This window comes from Streptomyces sp. NPDC088354 (assembly GCF_044753585.1).
GTDB lineage: Bacteria > Actinomycetota > Actinomycetes > Streptomycetales > Streptomycetaceae > Actinacidiphila.
Window position 1 is genome coordinate 1 of the sequence record NZ_JBIVNJ010000008.1, and the last position, 15,565, is coordinate 15,565.

16 protein-coding genes are annotated in these 15,565 nt (G+C 75.3%); 8 read left to right on the forward strand and 8 right to left on the reverse strand.

Annotation, left to right across the window (positions count from 1 at the left end; all coding sequences use genetic code 11):
* Positions 1–177 precede the first annotated feature (177 nt).
* Entirely contained in the window at positions 178–1,143 is a 966-nt protein-coding gene (locus tag ACIP98_RS14515; protein ID WP_319662622.1) for a beta-ketoacyl-ACP synthase 3, read from the reverse strand.
* A gap of 62 nt (positions 1,144–1,205) precedes the next feature.
* Between ACIP98_RS14515 and ACIP98_RS14520 the strand changes: the two genes are divergently transcribed.
* From ACIP98_RS14520 to ACIP98_RS14530, 3 genes are all read left to right on the forward strand, one after another.
* The gene (locus ACIP98_RS14520; RefSeq protein WP_319662623.1) at positions 1,206–1,808 is read left to right on the forward strand and encodes a TetR/AcrR family transcriptional regulator; all 603 of its coding nucleotides are present in this window, start codon (positions 1,206–1,208) and stop codon (positions 1,806–1,808) included.
* A gap of 72 nt (positions 1,809–1,880) precedes the next feature.
* Complete coding sequence (locus tag ACIP98_RS14525; RefSeq protein WP_319662624.1) at positions 1,881–2,588, forward strand: hypothetical protein; 708 nt, start codon at positions 1,881–1,883, stop codon at positions 2,586–2,588.
* A gap of 3 nt (positions 2,589–2,591) precedes the next feature.
* Positions 2,592–3,353 (forward strand): hypothetical protein, encoded by a 762-nt coding sequence (locus tag ACIP98_RS14530; protein ID WP_319662625.1) that lies wholly within the window; start codon positions 2,592–2,594, stop codon positions 3,351–3,353.
* A 65-nt stretch (positions 3,354–3,418) separates the two neighbouring features.
* On the opposite strand, the gene ACIP98_RS14535 is transcribed toward ACIP98_RS14530, so the two are convergent.
* Positions 3,419–4,315, reverse strand: a complete 897-nt coding sequence (locus ACIP98_RS14535; protein WP_319662626.1) for an NAD(P)-dependent oxidoreductase — start codon at positions 4,313–4,315, stop codon at positions 3,419–3,421.
* Positions 4,316–4,457: 142 nt separating this feature from the next.
* Here ACIP98_RS14535 and ACIP98_RS14540 point away from each other — a divergent pair, with 142 nt between their 5' ends.
* From ACIP98_RS14540 to ACIP98_RS14550, 3 genes are all read left to right on the forward strand, one after another.
* The gene (locus ACIP98_RS14540; protein WP_319662627.1) at positions 4,458–5,018 is read left to right on the forward strand and encodes a sigma-70 family RNA polymerase sigma factor; all 561 of its coding nucleotides are present in this window, start codon (positions 4,458–4,460) and stop codon (positions 5,016–5,018) included.
* On the forward strand, positions 5,015–5,800 hold the full coding sequence (locus tag ACIP98_RS14545; protein ID WP_401975986.1) for an anti-sigma factor domain-containing protein: 786 nt from the start codon (positions 5,015–5,017) through the stop codon (positions 5,798–5,800). Before ACIP98_RS14540 ends, ACIP98_RS14545 begins: the two co-directional genes overlap by 4 nt.
* A 95-nt stretch (positions 5,801–5,895) precedes the next feature.
* Complete coding sequence (locus ACIP98_RS14550) at positions 5,896–7,254, forward strand: cryptochrome/photolyase family protein (RefSeq protein WP_401975989.1); 1,359 nt, start codon at positions 5,896–5,898, stop codon at positions 7,252–7,254.
* Here the strand turns inward: ACIP98_RS14550 and ACIP98_RS14555 are convergent.
* The 5 genes from ACIP98_RS14555 to ACIP98_RS14575 are packed head-to-tail and all read right to left on the reverse strand — an operon-like array spanning position 7,167 to position 12,544.
* Positions 7,167–7,976, reverse strand: coding sequence for a DUF1295 domain-containing protein (locus ACIP98_RS14555; RefSeq protein ID WP_401975991.1), 810 nt, complete (start codon positions 7,974–7,976; stop codon positions 7,167–7,169). The two genes, ACIP98_RS14550 and ACIP98_RS14555, sit on opposite strands and share 88 nt — an antisense overlap.
* Positions 7,970–9,256 (reverse strand): class I SAM-dependent methyltransferase, encoded by a 1,287-nt coding sequence (locus ACIP98_RS14560; RefSeq protein WP_401975993.1) that lies wholly within the window; start codon positions 9,254–9,256, stop codon positions 7,970–7,972. The genes ACIP98_RS14555 and ACIP98_RS14560 overlap by 7 nt, the downstream gene beginning before the upstream one ends.
* Positions 9,253–10,530 (reverse strand): cyclopropane-fatty-acyl-phospholipid synthase family protein, encoded by a 1,278-nt coding sequence (locus ACIP98_RS14565; RefSeq protein ID WP_319662632.1) that lies wholly within the window; start codon positions 10,528–10,530, stop codon positions 9,253–9,255. Before ACIP98_RS14565 ends, ACIP98_RS14560 begins: the two co-directional genes overlap by 4 nt.
* Complete coding sequence (locus ACIP98_RS14570; RefSeq protein ID WP_319662633.1) at positions 10,527–11,279, reverse strand: DUF1365 domain-containing protein; 753 nt, start codon at positions 11,277–11,279, stop codon at positions 10,527–10,529. The genes ACIP98_RS14565 and ACIP98_RS14570 overlap by 4 nt, the downstream gene beginning before the upstream one ends.
* Positions 11,270–12,544: an NAD(P)/FAD-dependent oxidoreductase gene (locus ACIP98_RS14575; RefSeq protein WP_401975996.1), complete on the reverse strand. Its 1,275-nt coding sequence runs from the start codon at positions 12,542–12,544 to the stop codon at positions 11,270–11,272. The genes ACIP98_RS14570 and ACIP98_RS14575 overlap by 10 nt, the downstream gene beginning before the upstream one ends.
* 195 nt (positions 12,545–12,739) lie before the next feature.
* Between ACIP98_RS14575 and ACIP98_RS14580 the strand changes: the two genes are divergently transcribed.
* Both ACIP98_RS14580 and ACIP98_RS14585 read left to right on the forward strand, forming a co-directional pair.
* A complete protein-coding gene (locus ACIP98_RS14580) occupies positions 12,740–13,468 on the forward strand; it encodes an alpha/beta fold hydrolase (RefSeq protein ID WP_401975999.1) in 729 nt (242 codons plus the stop codon).
* 5 nt (positions 13,469–13,473) lie between these two features.
* On the forward strand, positions 13,474–14,952 hold the full coding sequence (locus ACIP98_RS14585; RefSeq protein ID WP_401976001.1) for an SDR family oxidoreductase: 1,479 nt from the start codon (positions 13,474–13,476) through the stop codon (positions 14,950–14,952).
* Positions 14,953–15,031: 79 nt separating this feature from the next.
* Here ACIP98_RS14585 and ACIP98_RS14590 read toward each other — a convergent pair whose 3' ends face one another.
* The gene (locus ACIP98_RS14590) at positions 15,032–15,565 is read right to left on the reverse strand and encodes a MarR family transcriptional regulator (protein ID WP_319662639.1); all 534 of its coding nucleotides are present in this window, start codon (positions 15,563–15,565) and stop codon (positions 15,032–15,034) included.

Genomic DNA, 15,565 nt, shown 5'->3' on the forward strand with positions numbered 1-15,565 from the left:
CGAAGACCCCGCCGCGCGCGTCGACCCCACCACCGCCGAGCAGCGGCACGACCGCGTCCGACGCGTCATCGACACCCACACCCTCGTCCGCGACGGCCCCCCCCCCCCCCCCCCCCCCCCGCCCCCCCCCCCCCCCCCCCCGCGCCCCCCCCGCCCCTCGGGCGTCGCGGGCGCCCGTCAGGGGCAGCTGACGACCTGTCCGGCCCAGGACAGCCCGCCGCCGAAGCCGAGCAGCAGCACGGGGGCGCCCGGTGCCAGGTCGCCGCGCTCGACGAGCTTGGAGAAGGCCAGCGGGACCGAGGCCGCGGAGGTGTTGCCGGAGTCGACGACGTCCTTGGCCACGACCGCGTCCGTGGCGCCGAGTTGACGGACCACCGACTCGATGATGCGCAGGTTGGCCTGGTGCGTCACGATGCCGCCGAGATCGGCCACGGAGACGCCGGCCCGCCGGCAGGCCTCCTCGGCGATCGGGGCGAGGGTCGAGGTGGCCCAGCGGAAGACCGCCTGGCCGTCCTGGGCGAAGCGGGGCTGCCAGGCGCCCGCGAGCCGCACGGCGTCCGCACGGGTGGGGTCGGAGCCCCAGACCACCGGGCCGACGCCCTGGCGGCCGTCGGGGCCGGTGGCGCCGTCCGGGACCGCGCTGAGGACGGCCGCCCCGGCGCCGTCGCCGAGCAGGACGCAGGTGCTGCGGTCGGTCCAGTCGGTGAGGTCGGACATCTTCTCGGCGCCGATGACGAGGGCGTGCCGCGCGGCTCCGGCGCGCACGGAGTGGTCGGCGGCGGCCAGCGCGGTGGTGAAGCCCGCGCAGGCGTTGTTGAGGTCGTAGGAGGCGGGTGCGGCCGCCCCGAGCCGGGCGGCGACCCGGGCGGCGGTGCTCGGGGAGCGGTCGATGGCGCTGGAGGTGGCCACCACGACGAGGTCGATGTCGGCGGGCGCCAGGCCCGCGGCCGCCAGCGCCTTCCCGGCGGCGGCCGTCGCCATGTCGGCGACCGATTCGTCGTCGCCGGCGATGCGGCGGGTGGCGATGCCGGTGCGCTGCCGGATCCAGGCGTCGCTGGTGTCGACCATGGCGGCCAAGTCGTCGTTGGTGAGAACGCGTTCGGGCTGGTGGTGGCCGAGGGCGACGATACGGGTCGAGGTCATGCCGGAACTATAGCGACCGACCGATCGGACTCTAAAGGAGGTCAGCTCGCTACGATGGCCGCATGAGCCCACGCAAGTCAGCCACCGAGGCCCGCCACACCCGCGAGCGGATCATCGAGCGCAGCGTCGCGGTCGCCTCCGTGGAGGGCCTGGAGGGACTGACCATCGGCCGGCTCGCGACCGACCTCGGGATCAGCAAGTCCGGGCTGCTGGGCCACTTCGGCACCAAGGAGGCGCTGCAGATCGCCGCCCTGCGCCGGGCCTCGGAGATCTTCACCCGCGCCGTCTGGCTGCCCGCCGCGGGCAGCCCGCCCGGCCTGGTCCGGCTGACGGCGATCTGCGAGGCATGGGTGACCTACCTCGACCGCGAGCGGGAGGCCTTCCCGGGTGGCTGCCTGTTCACCGCATCCGCCGTGGAGTTCGACGGGCGCGAGGGCCCGGTGCGGGACGCGGTGGCCCGGCTGTACACGGTGTGGAAGCGGCGCCTGGTGCGGGATCTGCGGGCCGCCGTCGAGCAGGGCGAACTGCCCCAGGACACCGATGCCGACCAGATCGTGTTCGAGCTCAACGGCGTCTACTTCGCGCTCAATCACGCCGTCCAGCTCTTCGGCGACCGGAGCGCCCCCGACCGCGCCCGGCGTGCGCTGCGCCGCGTCCTGCGCTGACGAATCAGCCCTTCGGGGGGATTGGCCCGAATTGCCGGATGGCCGGCCGTGCCGCCGCACACCATCTCGGACATGACCATATGGCTGAGGGGGGCCGGCCTCACGGCGGCCGCTGTGCTGGTGGTGCTGGGTCCGGGCGGGCCGGGGGGTCCCGGGGGCGCGGGTACGGCCCACGCCGACGACCGCCCCGGCGTCCCGGGACCGCCGGTCGTGCGGTTCCTGCCGGACGGCACCGTACGCGTGGAGACGGGCGGCGGGGCCGTCCGCGTGGAGACCAACACCGAGGGCGGCACCGGGGGGAACGCGCCGCGGACCCGCGTCCGGATCCGGCACGGCGGTGACACCGTGGAGGCGCAGACCGGCCCCGGTGGCTCGTCGGCCCGCGTACGACGGGAGCACTGCCCCCGCTACCAGTCCTCGGTGGACGCCTCCACGGACGCCTCGGGCGCGCGGGGCTCGGTGTCCTGGCGGCATCCGTGCGGACCGGCCCCCCGCCCGAAACCCACCCCCGCGCCGGCCGCGCCCGTACGGCAGCGGCCCGCGCCCACCCCGACACCGACACCCACGCCCACCCCGACACCCACCCCGACACCCACTCCGACCCCGACCCCGGCGCCCAGCCGCCGGGTCGAACTGCCGCCGGTCGCCTATCACAAGGTCACCGCGCTGCCACCGCCCGAGGGGCCGAGCCTCGTCCACCTCATGCTGCTGATCACCGCGCCCGCGGTGCTGTCGGCCGCCGCGCTCAAGCCCCGTTCCCAAGCCCGTTCCCGGAGGTGACGCATGTCGGACTGGATTGTCCTGGCCATCGGAATGGCCGCGAGCTGCGTGGTCGTGCTGAGCATCGTCGCGATCAACAACCGCCGGCTGGGCGAGGACGACGACCCCAGCGAGACCCCGGACGTCATCGAGTACATGACGATGATGATCGGCGTGGTCTACGCGATCGTGCTGGGCCTGGCCATCGCCGGCGTGTGGGAGGGGCGCGGCGCCGCCGAGGACGCCGCGCGCCGTGAGGCCCAGGCGCTGCACGAGGTCCAGGAACGGGTCCAGGTGTACCCGGCCGCGGTCCGCGACCGGGTGCGCGGCGACATCGACGCCTACGTGTCCTACGTCGTGGACAAGGAGATCCCGTACATGATCAAGCACGGCGACAACACCCAGCGCGGCAGCGACCTGCTGGGCGTGGTGCGCCGCGACGTGACCTCCTTCGAGCCGCGCACCCCGCTGGCCAACCAGGCCTACCAGCCGGTCGTCGACCAGGTGGCCGCGGCCGACGACGCGCGCAACGCGCGCGCCGACAGCTCCGGGCCCACCATGCCGGGCGTGGTCTGGTTCGGGCTGATCGTGGGCGGCCTGGTCGCGGTCGGGCTGATCTTCACCCTGCAGATCCGCCGCTCCCGCCGGGAGTTGATCCTGGCCGGGCTCTACAGCGCCCTGATCGCCTTCCTCCTCTTCCTGATCTGGGACTTCAACGCGCCCTACGGGCGCACTCCCGGCGAGGCGGCGGCGTCCTTCGCCGCCCTCTTCCCGCACGTGGGGTAGCCGGCGCCGCCCCGGCCACCCCACGTGCGGCAGCCGGGGCGGCCCCCGGCCCGCCGGGTGGCCGCCTACGCCCGCTTCGCGGCCCTGCCGTCGCCGAAGCTGGCGAACCAGGTGGCCGCCATGTCCTCGTCGCCGTGGCCCTGGGCCGCCGCCCGCCGGAAGCGCTCCGCGCCGGCCGCGGCCACGTCGAGGCGGACCCCGGCGGCCTCCCCGGCCGCGACCACCAGGCGGGCGTCCTTCTCGGCGGTCCGTACCGCGAAGCTGGGCGTGAAGTCGCCGCGCAGGATGACGTCGGCCTTCGCCCGCAGGTAGCCCATGTCGAGGCCGCCGCCGGCCACCGCGTCCAGGAAACCGCGCGGGTCGACCCCGAGTCCCTCGGCCAGGGCCAGGGCCTCGGCGGCGCCGTGGGTGACCGTGAGCACCCAGCTGTTGATCACGAGCTTGAGCCGGCTGGCCGCGCCCGACGCGGCGTCCTCGCCCACCCACACCGTGCGGCTGCCGACGGCTTCGAAGACCGGTGCCAGCGCCGCCCGCGCCTCTTGCGGTCCGGCGGCGAGCACCAGGAGCTGCCCGGCCTCGGCCGGCTGCCTCGTGCCGAGGACCGGCGAGTCGACGAAGACCACGCCGTGTTCCGCGGCGAACTCCGCGAACGGGCCGAGGGCGTCGACCCCGGCCGTCGTGGCCTGCGCCCAGACCGTGCCGGGCCGCAGCGCGGGCGCCGCCTGCCGCATCGTCTCCAGCGCGGCCGGGCCGTCGTGGAGGATGGTCAGCACGACGTCCGCGCCCTCCACGGCCTCCGCGGGAGTGGCGGCGACGCGAGCACCGTCCCGGGCGAGCGGTTCGGCCTTCTGGCTCGTACGGTTCCACACACGGACGTCGAGGCCGGCCTTGACGAGGTTGCGGGCCATCGCGGCACCCATGATCCCGGTGCCGAGTACTGCTACTGAGGTGGTGTCGGACATGACAGCCACCGTACGACGGACCAATCCGAACCGCTCGCGGCGCCGAATGCCGGACGGGAGACTGTGCCGGAGCGACGGCACGACCACAACAGCGGACACGACGAAAGCGGGAGATGTGGAGAGGGAACCGGTGCGAATCGGCATGCCCGCGCGCCAGGGGCCGGACCTCACGGAACTGCTGCTCGCCGTCGCGCGCGGCGACCAGGAGGCCTTCGCCCGGCTGTACGACGCCGTGAGCGGCCCGGTGCTGGGGCTGGTCCGCGGCGTGCTGCGCGACCCCGCGCAGTCGGAGGAGGTCGCACAGGAGGTCCTGGTGGAGGTCTGGCGCACGGCGGCCCGCTTCCGCCCCGAGAAAGGCAGTGCGATGACCTGGGTGATGACCCTGGCCCACCGCCGCGCGGTCGACCGGGTCCGGTCGGTGAGCGCCGCCGCGGACCGCGAGCACAAGGCGGCCCTGCTGGACCGCACGCCCGCGTACGACGAGGTGACCGAGCAGGTGGAGGCCCGGCTCGAACGCGAGCAGGTGCGGCGCTGCATGCGCACCCTCACCGAACTGCAGCACCAGTCGGTGATACTGGCGTACTACCGCGGTCTGACCTACCGCGAGGTCGCCGAACTGCTGTCGCTGCCGCTGGGCACCGTCAAGACCCGGCTCAGGGACGGTCTCATCCGGCTGCGTGACTGCCTGGGGGTGACCGCGTGAGCACCGACGCCGAACTGCACACCCTCACCGGGGCGTACGCCCTGGACGCCCTGGACCGGCACGAGCGGGCCGAGTTCGAGCACCATCTGACGGAGTGCGAGCCCTGCGCCCTGGAGGTGCGCGAGCTCACCGCGACCGCCGCCCGGCTCGGCCTCGCCGCGGCCGAACCCGTCCCGCCGCGGATGAAGGACGAGGTGATGCGGCGGATCGCCACCGTCCGGCAGGAGCCGCCGCGGGTGACCGAGCCGGTCCCCGTCCGGGACCGCCGCCGCGTCCGCCGTGCCGCCCCGCGTACCCCCCTGCTCACCCGGTTCGCCCTGGCCGCCTGTCTGGTGGCCGCGGCCGCGCTCGGCGGTGTCGCCGTCTGGCAGCAGCAGCAACTCGGCGACGCCCGCCAGGAGACCCGGCAGGCACAGGCCGGTGCGGAGTCCGTCGCCCGCGTCCTCGCCGCGCCCGACGCCGCCGCCACCACCGGGAAGCTCTCCGGCGGCGCCAGCGGCACCGTCGTGGTCTCCCGGAGCCAGGACCGCGCCGTCTTCTTCGCCCAGGGCCTTCCCGCGCTGTCCGGGGGCCGCGTCTACCAGCTGTGGTTCTCCGACACGGGCGGCACCATGCGCTCCGCCGGGCTCGTCCCCCGCCCCGCTCCGGGCACCAGCGAGGCCGTCCTCCTCGACGGTCCCGTGGGCGACGCCTCCGGCATGGGCATCACCGTCGAACCGGCGGGCGGCTCTCCGCGGCCCACCACCCAGCCGCTCGCGCTCATGGCCTTCGCGAAGGCCTGACCGGGCGGGACGCGCCCCGGCGAATGCCGGGACCGGGCACGGGGGCGGCCTAGGCTCGGACGGAAGGAAAGCAGTCGAAGGTGCGAGGTGCCCGCGTGTCCGTGGCCGTCTGTCTGTTCACCGCGGATCTGCGGGTGCACGACAACCCCGTCCTGCGCGCGGCGCTCAGCGCCGCGGACGAGGTCGTCCCGTTGTTCGTGCTGGACGACGGGGTCGAGGCGGCCGGGTTCGCGGTGCCGAACCGGACGGCGTTCCTGCTGCGGTGCCTGGCGGACCTGGACGCCCGGTTGCGGGACCGCGGCGGACGGCTGGTCCTGCGCGCGGGGGACGTGGTGGAGGAGGTGTGCCGGGTCGCGGAGGAGACCGGCGCCCGGCAGGTGCACGTCGCGGCGGGCGTGAGCGGCTACGCCGCACGGCGGGAGACGCGGCTGCGGGAGGCGCTGGAGGGGGCGCGGCGGGAGCTGCGGGTCCACGACGGCGTGCTGAACGTGGTGCCGCCCGGGGTCCTCACCCCGGCCGGGAAGGACCTCTTCGAGGTGTTCACGCCGTACTTCCGGCGCTGGGAGCAGGCGGACGTGCGGGACGTGGTCGGCGCGCCGCGGGCGGTCAGGGTGCCGGAGGGCCCGCGGTCGCTCCCGGTGCCGGACGCGCCGCACGGGGTCTCGCCCGGACTGCCCGAGGGCGGCGAGAGCGAGGGCCGGCGCCGCTGGCGCGCCTGGCGCTCGGGCGGCGGCGTGGACGCGTACGAGGAGCGCCACGACGACCTGGCGGGCGACGGGACCTCGCGGCTCTCCCCGTACCTGCACTTCGGCTGCCTGTCCGCGACGGAACTCGCCGCCGGCGCCCACGGCGGCTTCGTACGGCAGCTGGCCTGGCGGGACTTCCACCACCAGGTGCTGGCCGCCCGCCCGTACGCCGCCCACCACGACCTGCGCCCCCGCCACGACTCCTGGCAGGGCGACGGCCCCGAGGCGGAGGCCTGGCGCGAGGGCCGCACCGGCTATCCGATCGTGGATGCGGCGATGCGGCAGCTGCGGCACGAGGGCTGGATGCACAACCGGGCGCGGCTGCTGGTGGGCAGCTTCCTGACCAAGACGCTGTACGTGGACTGGCGGGTCGGCGCCGCGCACTTCCTGAGCCTGCTGGTCGACGGCGACCTGGCCAACAACCAGCTCAACTGGCAGTGGGTGGCGGGCACCGGTACCGACACCCGCCCCAACCGCGTCCTCAACCCGCTGACACAGGCCCGCCGTTTCGACCCCGCCGGGGAGTACGTCCGGCACTGGCTGCCCGAACTGTCCGGCGTGCCGGGCGGCGCCGTCCACCGCCCCTGGCTGCTCCCCGAGGAACGCCGCCGCGAACTGGACTACCCCCCGCCGGTCGTCGACCTCGACGAAGGCGCCGCCCGCTTCCGCGGCGGCCGGGGGAAGAAACCCGAGGTACGGGAGACATAGCCCGCCCAGCCCGGGCGGCCGGTCATGCGCCGCTCCAGCAGGGCCTTCCCGCTGCCGCGGATCAGCAGCAGGCTCATCACCAGCGGGGAGACCACGGTGGCGGCCGCGACCTGCCAGGCGTCGCAGGTCAGCGCGTACAGGCCCCACCAGACGCAGAAGTCGCCGAAGTAGTTGGGGTGCCGCGTCCAGCTCCACAGCCCGCGGTCCATGATCCGTCCCCGGTTCGCGGGATCGGCCTTGAAGCGCGCCAGTTGGTGGTCGCCGACCGCCTCGAAGAGCAGGCCGACGGCCCACAGCGCAACGCCCACCGCGGCGGCGGGGCCGAGCGGGCCGGGGATCCAGGAGGCCGCCTGGACCGGCAGGGAGACCAGCCAGACCAGGGCGGCCTGCAGCAGGTAGACCATACGCAGCGCGTACCGGGTGCGGTTGCCCGGCGCCTTGTCCAGCAGGGCCTCGTAGCGCGGGTCCTCGCCGTGACCCCGGCCGCGCCAGGCGATGTGGGCGGCCAGCCGCAGCCCCCACACCGCCACCATCCCGAGCACCAGGGCGCGCCGGGCCGGGTCCCCGTGCCCGGCCGACATCACGTAGGCGACGACCCCGACGGCCGCGAAGCCGGCGCCCCACGCGACGTCGACGTAGCGGTGCATGCCGCGGACCCGGCCGACGACGAACGCCACCAGCATCACCGCGAGCGCGGCACCCGCCGCCGCGAGGGTCACCATCGCCCGTACCAGCCGTCCTGGGTGTCCGGCATCCCCGTGCCGCCCTCCCCGGTGGGCCGCACGGCGAGGATCTGGTCGACGCCCATGCGCCGTTCGGCGAAGGCCAGCGCGCCGCCGGCCAGGTACAGCCGCCACACGCGGGCGGTCTCCTCCCCCGCCAGCGACACGAATTCGGACCAGCGCGCCTCCAGCGTGGCCAGCCATGCCCGTACCGTGCGCACGTAGTGCCCGCGCAGCGACTCCACGGCGCGCACCTCCAGCCCGGCGCCCTCCAGCAGGGCGACGGTACGGCCGAGGGGGCGCATGTGCATGTCGGGGGCGATGTACGTCTCGATGAACGCGCCGCCGCCGGGCGCGACCCGGCCCCGTGACATCTGCTGCACCAGGGCCCGGCCGTGCGGGCGCAGCACACGGTGCAGGGTGCCGGCGAAGGCGGGGTACTGCGCGTCGCCGACGTGCTCGCCCATCTCGATCGCGGTCACCGCCTCGTAGCCGCCGCTGCCCTCCAGGTCCCGGTAGTCCCGGAGTTCGACCTGGACGTACTCCTCCAGGCCGCGCTCGCGGACGCGGGCCCGGACGGCGTCGCGTTGTGCGGCGGACAGGGTGACCGCGTGCACTTGGGCGCGGTGCGTCTCGGCGGCGTACAGGGACAGCGCGCCCCAGCCGCAGCCGATGTCGAGCAGCCGCATGCCTGGACGCAGTCCCAGCTTGCGGCAGACGAGTTCCAGCTTGTCGCGCTGGGCGTCGGCGAGGCTGTAATCAGGATCGTCCGCGCGGGTCCAGTAGGCGCAGGAGTACGCCATGGACGGGTCGAGGAGCAGGGCGTAGAACTCGTTGGACAGGTCGTAGTGGTGGCTGATGGCGGCGCGGTCGCGGCCCCGGCTGTGCGGGGTGCCGTTGAGCCGGGCCCGGCCGCGCGGGGCGGGCGGCCGCGGCCCGACCGCGCCGAGCCGCAGCGCGGCGCCGGTCGCCCGCAGGCGGTCGCCGGCGGTCAGCCGGGGCGGGGTGGCGCCGCCCTCGCGCGCCGCGCGCCAGATCGCGCGCAGGCCTTCGGTGAGGTCGCCGCGCACGTCGAGGTCGCCGGTGATGTAGGCCTCGGCCAGGCCGAGTTCGCCGGGCTCCCAGAGCAGCCGGCGCAGTGCCCGCCGGGAGCGCAGCACCACCATCGGCGCGTCGCGCGGCCCGGCGGTGCTCCCGTCCCAGGCCCGCAGCCGCACCGGCAGGGGGCCGCCGGTGAACTGCTCCAGCAGGGGCACGAGGGTGTCCGCGGCGCTCTTCACCGGGCGGTCTCCCCTCGGGTGAGCAGCAGTTGCCGTACGTCGAGGTAGCCGGAGCGGAAGCCGGCCTCGGAGTAGCCGAGGTAGAGCGTCCACATGCGGCGGAAGGTCTGGTCGAAGCCGAGGGCGGCCACCTCGGCGGCCCGCGCGGTGAAGCGTTCGCGCCACAGCCGCAGCGTCTCGGCGTAGTGCGCGGCGAAGCCGGTGCTGTCCTCGACGCGCAGCGCCGTGTGCTCCGCGACGGTGCGCCCGATCGCCTCCGCGGAGGGGATCAGGCCGCCGGGGAAGATGTACTTCTGTATCCAGGTGTAGGTGTCGCGGGTGGCCAGCATGCGGTCGTCGGCCATGGTGATGGCCTGGAGCGCGATCCGGCCGCCGGGGGCGAGCAGCCGGTCGAGGGCGCCGAAGTAGACGGGCCAGTAGTCGGCGCCGACGGCCTCGATCATCTCGACGCTGACGATCGCGTCGTAACGGCCGGTGACCTGACGGTAGTCGCGCAGCAGCACCGTCGCCCGGGCGGACTGCCCGGCCGCCTCGATGCGCTCGGTGGCCAGCCGGCGCTGCTCCTCGGAGAGGGTGACGCTGACGACGTCGGCGCCGCGCCGGGCGGCGCGCACGGCGAGTTCGCCCCAGCCGGTGCCGATCTCCAGCAGCCGGGTGCCCTCGCCGACCCCCGCGAGGTCCAGCAGGCGGTCGATCTTGCGGCGCTGGGCGTCGGCGAGCAGGTCGTACGTGGCGGGCAGGGCGCGGAACACCGCCGAGGAGTAAGTGAGGGTCTCGTCCAGGAAGAGGGCGAACAGCTCGTTGGACAGGTCGTAGTGCGCGTGGATGTTGTCCCGGGCGCCGTCGAGGGTGTTGCGGCGCTCGCCGGGCTGCCGCCGCGCCCACAGGGAGCGCAGCTTCTGCAGCGGCCGCGGGACGAGTTCGGTGACGTGGCCGGCCAGCACGGTCAGCACCGCGACGAGGTCGGGCGCGTCCCACTCGCCGGCCATGTAGGACTCGCCGAAGCCGATCAGTCCGCCGGCGCCCAGGCGGCGGAAGAAGGCGTCGGGGTCGGCGACCTCGACCGCGGGGCCGCCGGTGCCGATCACCGGGCCGCCGGGCCCGAGGCGGCAGCGCAGCGGCAGCCGGGACAGGGCACGGCGCACGACGGCGCCGGCGACGGCGGCGCGTACGCGTGAGCGGGGCGGTGGTGCGGCGACGTCCGGCCAGCGGCGCGGGTCCACGCCCACCTCGGAGACGGGAGCGGGTGCGGGGACGGGTACGGACGTGGTCACTCGAAGCCCTCCTGAGACCGGTGAACAGGGCGCCGCAGCACGGGCAGTCCGCGCAGCAGCAGTCGGATGCCGTGCCGGCGGATGCCGGCCGACACGGCGGCGGTGGACCAGGGATGGCGCAGCGCGGAGCGGAGCAGGAACGGGGCGGTGCCGGGCCGCCGTTCGCCGCGCACCGTGGCGGTGAACGGCCGGGTCTCCTCGCGCTCCAGGTGGACGGTGAGACGGAGCGCGGCGTCCGGCTCCGGCAGCCGCATGCGGTAGGCGCCGTCGACAGGGAAGAACGGCGAGACGTGGAAGTCCTTGGCGACGCTCGCCGCACCGGCCTCGTCGGTGCGCAGCAGATAGGCGTGCCGCTCACCGTAGGTGTTGTGGACCTCGGCGACGACGCAGGCCAGGGCGCCGTCCGGGGTGCGGCACCAGTAGAGCGTCAGCGGGTTGAAGACATGGCCGAGGACCCGGGCGTGGGTGAGCATGCGTACCGGGCCGCCCCGCAGGTCCACCCCGCGCGCGGCGAGCCAGGTCTCCAGGGCGGCCCGTACGGTGGGCTGCCGGCCGCCGAAGTGGTCCCGGGCGTCGAAGCGGGCGAAGGGGCGCAGCGGCACGGGGAGCCGGGGCGGCCGGTCGGGGTCGATCAGCCACATGTAGGTGCGGTGGGTGAAGGCGTGCCGCACCGGGCGGGTGCGGACGTGGGTGATCACGCACTCGTACAGGGCGGGCACGTCCGGCGGGGCGGCGGCGGTCACTGCCATCGCGCCCCCAGCGTGCGGGCGGCCTCGGCGCCGGAGCGGCAGCCGTCCTCGTGGAAGCCCCAGCCGTGGTAGGCCCCGGCGAAGGCGGTGACGGGGGTGTCCAGGGTGGGCAGCAGGCGCTGCGCGGCGACCGACTCCGGGGTGTAGACGGGGTGTTCGTAGACCATGCGGGCCAGCACCCGGCCGGGGTCGACGAGTTCCTCACCGCCGAGGGTGACCAGGAAGCGCTCGGGGCTGTCCAGCCGCTGCAGGCGGTTCATGTCGTAGGTGACCCGTACTCCGCCGGGCGAGGGGGCGCAGGAGGGCATCAGGTAGTTCCACGAGCCGCGGGCCCCGGTGCTGTGCGGCAGCAGCGAGGTGTCGGTGTGCAGCAGCGTGGGGTTGCGGGAGTACGGGATCGCGCCGAGCACGGCGCGCTCCGCCGCGGTGGCGTCGGCGAGCAGGCGCAGCGCCTGGTCGGGGTGGGTGGCCACGACCACCGCGTCGTAGTCCTCGCTCTCGCCGTCGTCGGTGACGATCTCGGCGCCGTCGGCGTGCCGCCGCAGGGCGCGCACGGGGGTGGCGGTGCGGATGGCCGTGAGCCGCTTGGCGATCCGCTCGACGTAGACCCGCGAGCCGCCGGTGACGGTCTTCCAGGTGGGCGAGCCGGACACCGACAGCATGCCGTGGTGGTCCAGGAACCGGAAGAGGTACGCGGCCGGGTAGGCGGCCGCCGTACGCGGCGAGCACGACCACACGCATGCCACCAGCGGGGTCGTGAAGTGCGCGACGAAGTAGGCCGAGAAGCCGCCCGCGCGCAGGAACTCGCCCAGTGTGGTGGTGTCGTCGCCGCCGTCCCCGGCCAGCAGCCGCCGGGCCCTGCGGTGGAAGCGCGGCACTTCGGCCAGCATGCGCAGGTACGCGGGGCGCAGCCCGTTGCGCGGCTGCGCGAACAGCCCGGCGGGCCCGCGGGCCCCGGCGTACTCCAGGCCGCAGCCCTCGCACCGCACGGACATGCTCATCTCGGACTCCTGCGTGGCGACCCCGAGTTCGGCGAAGATCCGCAGCAGAGTGGGATAGGTGCGCTCGTTGTGCACGATGAAGCCGCTGTCGACCGCCGCCACCCGTCCGTCGGCCGAGGCTATGTCGTGGGTGTGCGCGTGCCCGCCCAGCCGGTCGTCCGCCTCGAACAGCGATACGTCGCAGCTCCGTTGCAGTGCGTACGCGGCGGTCAGTCCGGCCACCCCGCTTCCCACGACAGCGATCCGGCGCCTTGTGCCGTTCATTCCGCTCCCTTCGTGCCCCGTCTCTCCCTGCGGATGATTCGTAGGCCCGCGGCCCGCGGATTGGCCGGCCGGGCAATCCGGTGGGGGGCGCGGCTCCGAATCCCGGGCAGGAACGGCGGAAACGGGCAGGAGCAGGACGGGCGGCGGCGGAGGGAGCGGCGGATAATGACGGAGAGTACGAGGAGAGGCGATCCGATGACGTACGGTGACAGCGCCGAGGGTGCCGGAGGCGCCGACGGCGGTGCGGCGTCGCACACGGCGCTGGTCCCGTACGCCCTCCCGGACCGCCCGGCGGCCGCCGTCCTGCTGCTGCACGGCGGTCGCGCCGAGGGCCTGGAGCCGCCCACGCGGTGGAACCTCCCCGGGGCCCGGATGCGGCCGTTCGTCCGCGCCATCGGCCGGGCCACGGCCGGGCATTGCATCGCGCTCGCCGGGGTCCGCTACCGGCACCGCGGCTGGAACGGCGACCGGCAGGACGCCGCGCGCGACGCCTGGCGGGCGCTGGAGGCCCTGCGGGGGCGCGCCGGGACGGTGCCCGTCGTGCTGGTCGGCCACTCCATGGGCGGCCGTGCGGCGCTGCGGGTGGCCGGGCATCCGCTGGTGGGCGGGGTCGTGGGGCTGGCCCCGTGGTGCCCGGCGGGCGAGCCGGTGGGACAGCTGGCCGGGCGCCGCCTGGTACTGCTGCACGGAGACCGGGACCGGGTCACCGATCCTGCCGCGTCGCTGGTCCTGGCCGACCGGGCGCGCGCGGCGGGCGCCCTGGCCTGCCATCTGACGGTGCCGGGCGGCGACCACGCGATGCTGCGGGACGCCGGCACCTGGCACGCGACCACCGCCCGCGTGGTGGCGGGGCTGCTGCGGCTGGCCCCGCTGCCGCCGGACGTGGCGAGCGCCCTGGCGGCCACGGGCGCCGGAAAGGAGTGACCGGCATGACCCTCACCTGTCTGGTGACCGGCGCCAGCGGCTACATCGGCGGCCGCCTGGTGCCCGAACTGCTCGACGCCGGCCACGCGGTGCGCTGCCTGGTCCGCACCCCGGGGAAGCTGCGCGACCACCCCTGGGCGGCCCGCGCCGAGGTGGTGCGGGGCGACGTGACCGACGAGGAGTCGGTGCTCGCGGCGATGGAGGGCGTGGACGTCGCGTACTACCTCGTCCACGCGCTCGGCAGCGGCCGGGGCTTCGAGGAGACCGACCGCCGGGCCGCCGAGATCTTCGGCAGCGCGGCGAAGGCGGCCGGCGTGCGGCGGATCGTGTACCTGGGCGGGCTCACCCCGGCCGGGGTGCCCGAGCGGGAGCTGTCGCCGCACCTGCGCTCGCGTGCCGAGGTGGGCCGGGTCCTGCTGGCCTCGGGGGTGCCGACGGCCGTCCTGCGGGCGGCGGTCATCATCGGCTCGGGCTCGGCCTCGTTCGAGATGCTGCGCTATCTGACCGAGCGGCTGCCGGTGATGGTCACCCCGCGCTGGGTCAACACCCGCATCCAGCCGATCGCCGTACGGGACGTGCTGCGCTACCTCGTCGGCTGCGCGGCGCTGCCGCCCGAGGTGAACCGCGCCTTCGACGTCGGGGGGCCGGATGTGCTCACCTACCGCGCGATGATGCTGAAGTACGCCGAGGTGGCGGGGCTGCCGCCGCGGCTGATCGTGCCGGTGCCGGTGCTCACCCCCCGCCTGTCCAGCCACTGGGTGGGGCTGGTGACCCCCGTGCCCGCGGGCATCGCGCGTCCGCTGACGGAGTCGCTGCGGCACGAGGTGGTCTGCCACGACCACGACATCGCCGCGTGGGTGCCCGACCCGCCGCAGGGCATGATCGGCGTCGAGCGGGCGCTGGAGTTGGCCCTGCAGCGGATCCGGGACGCCAACGTGGTCACCCGCTGGTCGTCGGCCTCGGTCCCCGGCGCGCCCAGCGACCCGCTGCCCACCGATCCGGACTGGGCAGGCGGCAGCCTGTACACCGACCGGCGGGCACGGGTGGTGGACGCCTCGCCGGAGGCCCTGTGGCGGGTGATCGAGGGCATCGGCGGCGACAACGGCTGGTACTCCTTCCCGCCGGCGTGGGCGGTGCGCGGCTGGCTCGACCGCTTCGTGGGCGGAGTCGGGCTGCGCCGGGGGCGCCGGGACGCGACACGGCTGCGGACCGGCGACTCGCTGGACTTCTGGCGGGTCGAGGCGATCGAACCCGGGAAGCTGCTGCGGCTGCGGGCGGAGATGCGGCTGCCGGGGCTGGCCTGGCTGGAGCTGTCGGCCGGGCGGGACGACCGGGGGCGCACCGTCTACCGGCAGCGGGCGCTGTTCCACCCGCGGGGCCTGGCGGGGCACGCGTACTGGTGGAGCGTGTCGCCGTTCCACGCCGTGGTGTTCGGCGGCATGGCGCGCAACATCGCCGCGGCGGCGCGGCAGGCCGAGGCCTAGTGTGCCGCGTGGTCGGGTCCCCGGCCCGGGCGGGACGGGCCGCTGGCGCACGCCCTGGTTACGCGGCGCCCGCGGCGGCTCAGGGGCGGCCCCGGGGCGGCGGCGCGTCGGGGGCGGGTTCGCCGCGCAGGAGGGTCAGTTCGTCGTTCATCGCCGTCAAAAAGCTTATGACGACGGCGAGTTCCTCTTCGGTGAACCGGGCGCGGGCCGCGTCGGTGCCCCGGGCGAGCGGCTGGAAGAACGCGCGGGCCACCGCCTTCGCCTTGGGCGCGTAGTGCAGGTGGACGACGCGCCGGTCGGCCGCGTCGCGGGTGCGGCGGATGTGGCCGGCCCGTTCCAGCCGGTCCAGGCAGGCGGTGACCGCCCCGGAGGTCAGATTGAGCCGTTCGCCCAGCAGTCCCGGGGTCATGGCGCCGCCGTGCCCGTCGCCGTCCAGGATCGCCACCAGGGCCTGCACATCGGTGTGGTGCAGCCGCCGGCTCTGCGCGAAGTCCTGCGCGATGCGGTTGAACTCGCTGTTCATCCGGCGCAGTTGCACGGCGAAGGCGTGCAGCCCGGTGGGGGACTCGGGCTGCTCGGCATCGGGGCGGTCGTCCTGTACGTGTTCGGGCAC

What these genes read in the sequence shown, in the direction of transcription:
- ACIP98_RS14580 (WP_401975999.1), top strand. Translation starts at nt 12,740, where the DNA reads ATGACGTACGGTGACAGCGCCGAGGGTGCCGGAGGCGCCGACGGCGGT.
- ACIP98_RS14525 (WP_319662624.1), top strand. Translation starts at nt 1,881, where the DNA reads ATGACCATATGGCTGAGGGGGGCCGGCCTCACGGCGGCCGCTGTGCTG.
- ACIP98_RS14570 (WP_319662633.1), bottom strand. Translation starts at nt 11,279, where the DNA reads ATGGCAGTGACCGCCGCCGCCCCGCCGGACGTGCCCGCCCTGTACGAG.
- ACIP98_RS14555 (WP_401975991.1), bottom strand. Translation starts at nt 7,976, where the DNA reads ATGGTGACCCTCGCGGCGGCGGGTGCCGCGCTCGCGGTGATGCTGGTG.
- ACIP98_RS14575 (WP_401975996.1), bottom strand. Translation starts at nt 12,544, where the DNA reads ATGAACGGCACAAGGCGCCGGATCGCTGTCGTGGGAAGCGGGGTGGCC.
- ACIP98_RS14540 (WP_319662627.1), top strand. Translation starts at nt 4,458, where the DNA reads ATGCCCGCGCGCCAGGGGCCGGACCTCACGGAACTGCTGCTCGCCGTC.
- ACIP98_RS14520 (WP_319662623.1), top strand. Translation starts at nt 1,206, where the DNA reads ATGAGCCCACGCAAGTCAGCCACCGAGGCCCGCCACACCCGCGAGCGG.
- ACIP98_RS14515 (WP_319662622.1), bottom strand. Translation starts at nt 1,143, where the DNA reads ATGACCTCGACCCGTATCGTCGCCCTCGGCCACCACCAGCCCGAACGC.
- ACIP98_RS14535 (WP_319662626.1), bottom strand. Translation starts at nt 4,315, where the DNA reads ATGTCCGACACCACCTCAGTAGCAGTACTCGGCACCGGGATCATGGGT.
- ACIP98_RS14530 (WP_319662625.1), top strand. Translation starts at nt 2,592, where the DNA reads ATGTCGGACTGGATTGTCCTGGCCATCGGAATGGCCGCGAGCTGCGTG.
- ACIP98_RS14585 (WP_401976001.1), top strand. Translation starts at nt 13,474, where the DNA reads ATGACCCTCACCTGTCTGGTGACCGGCGCCAGCGGCTACATCGGCGGC.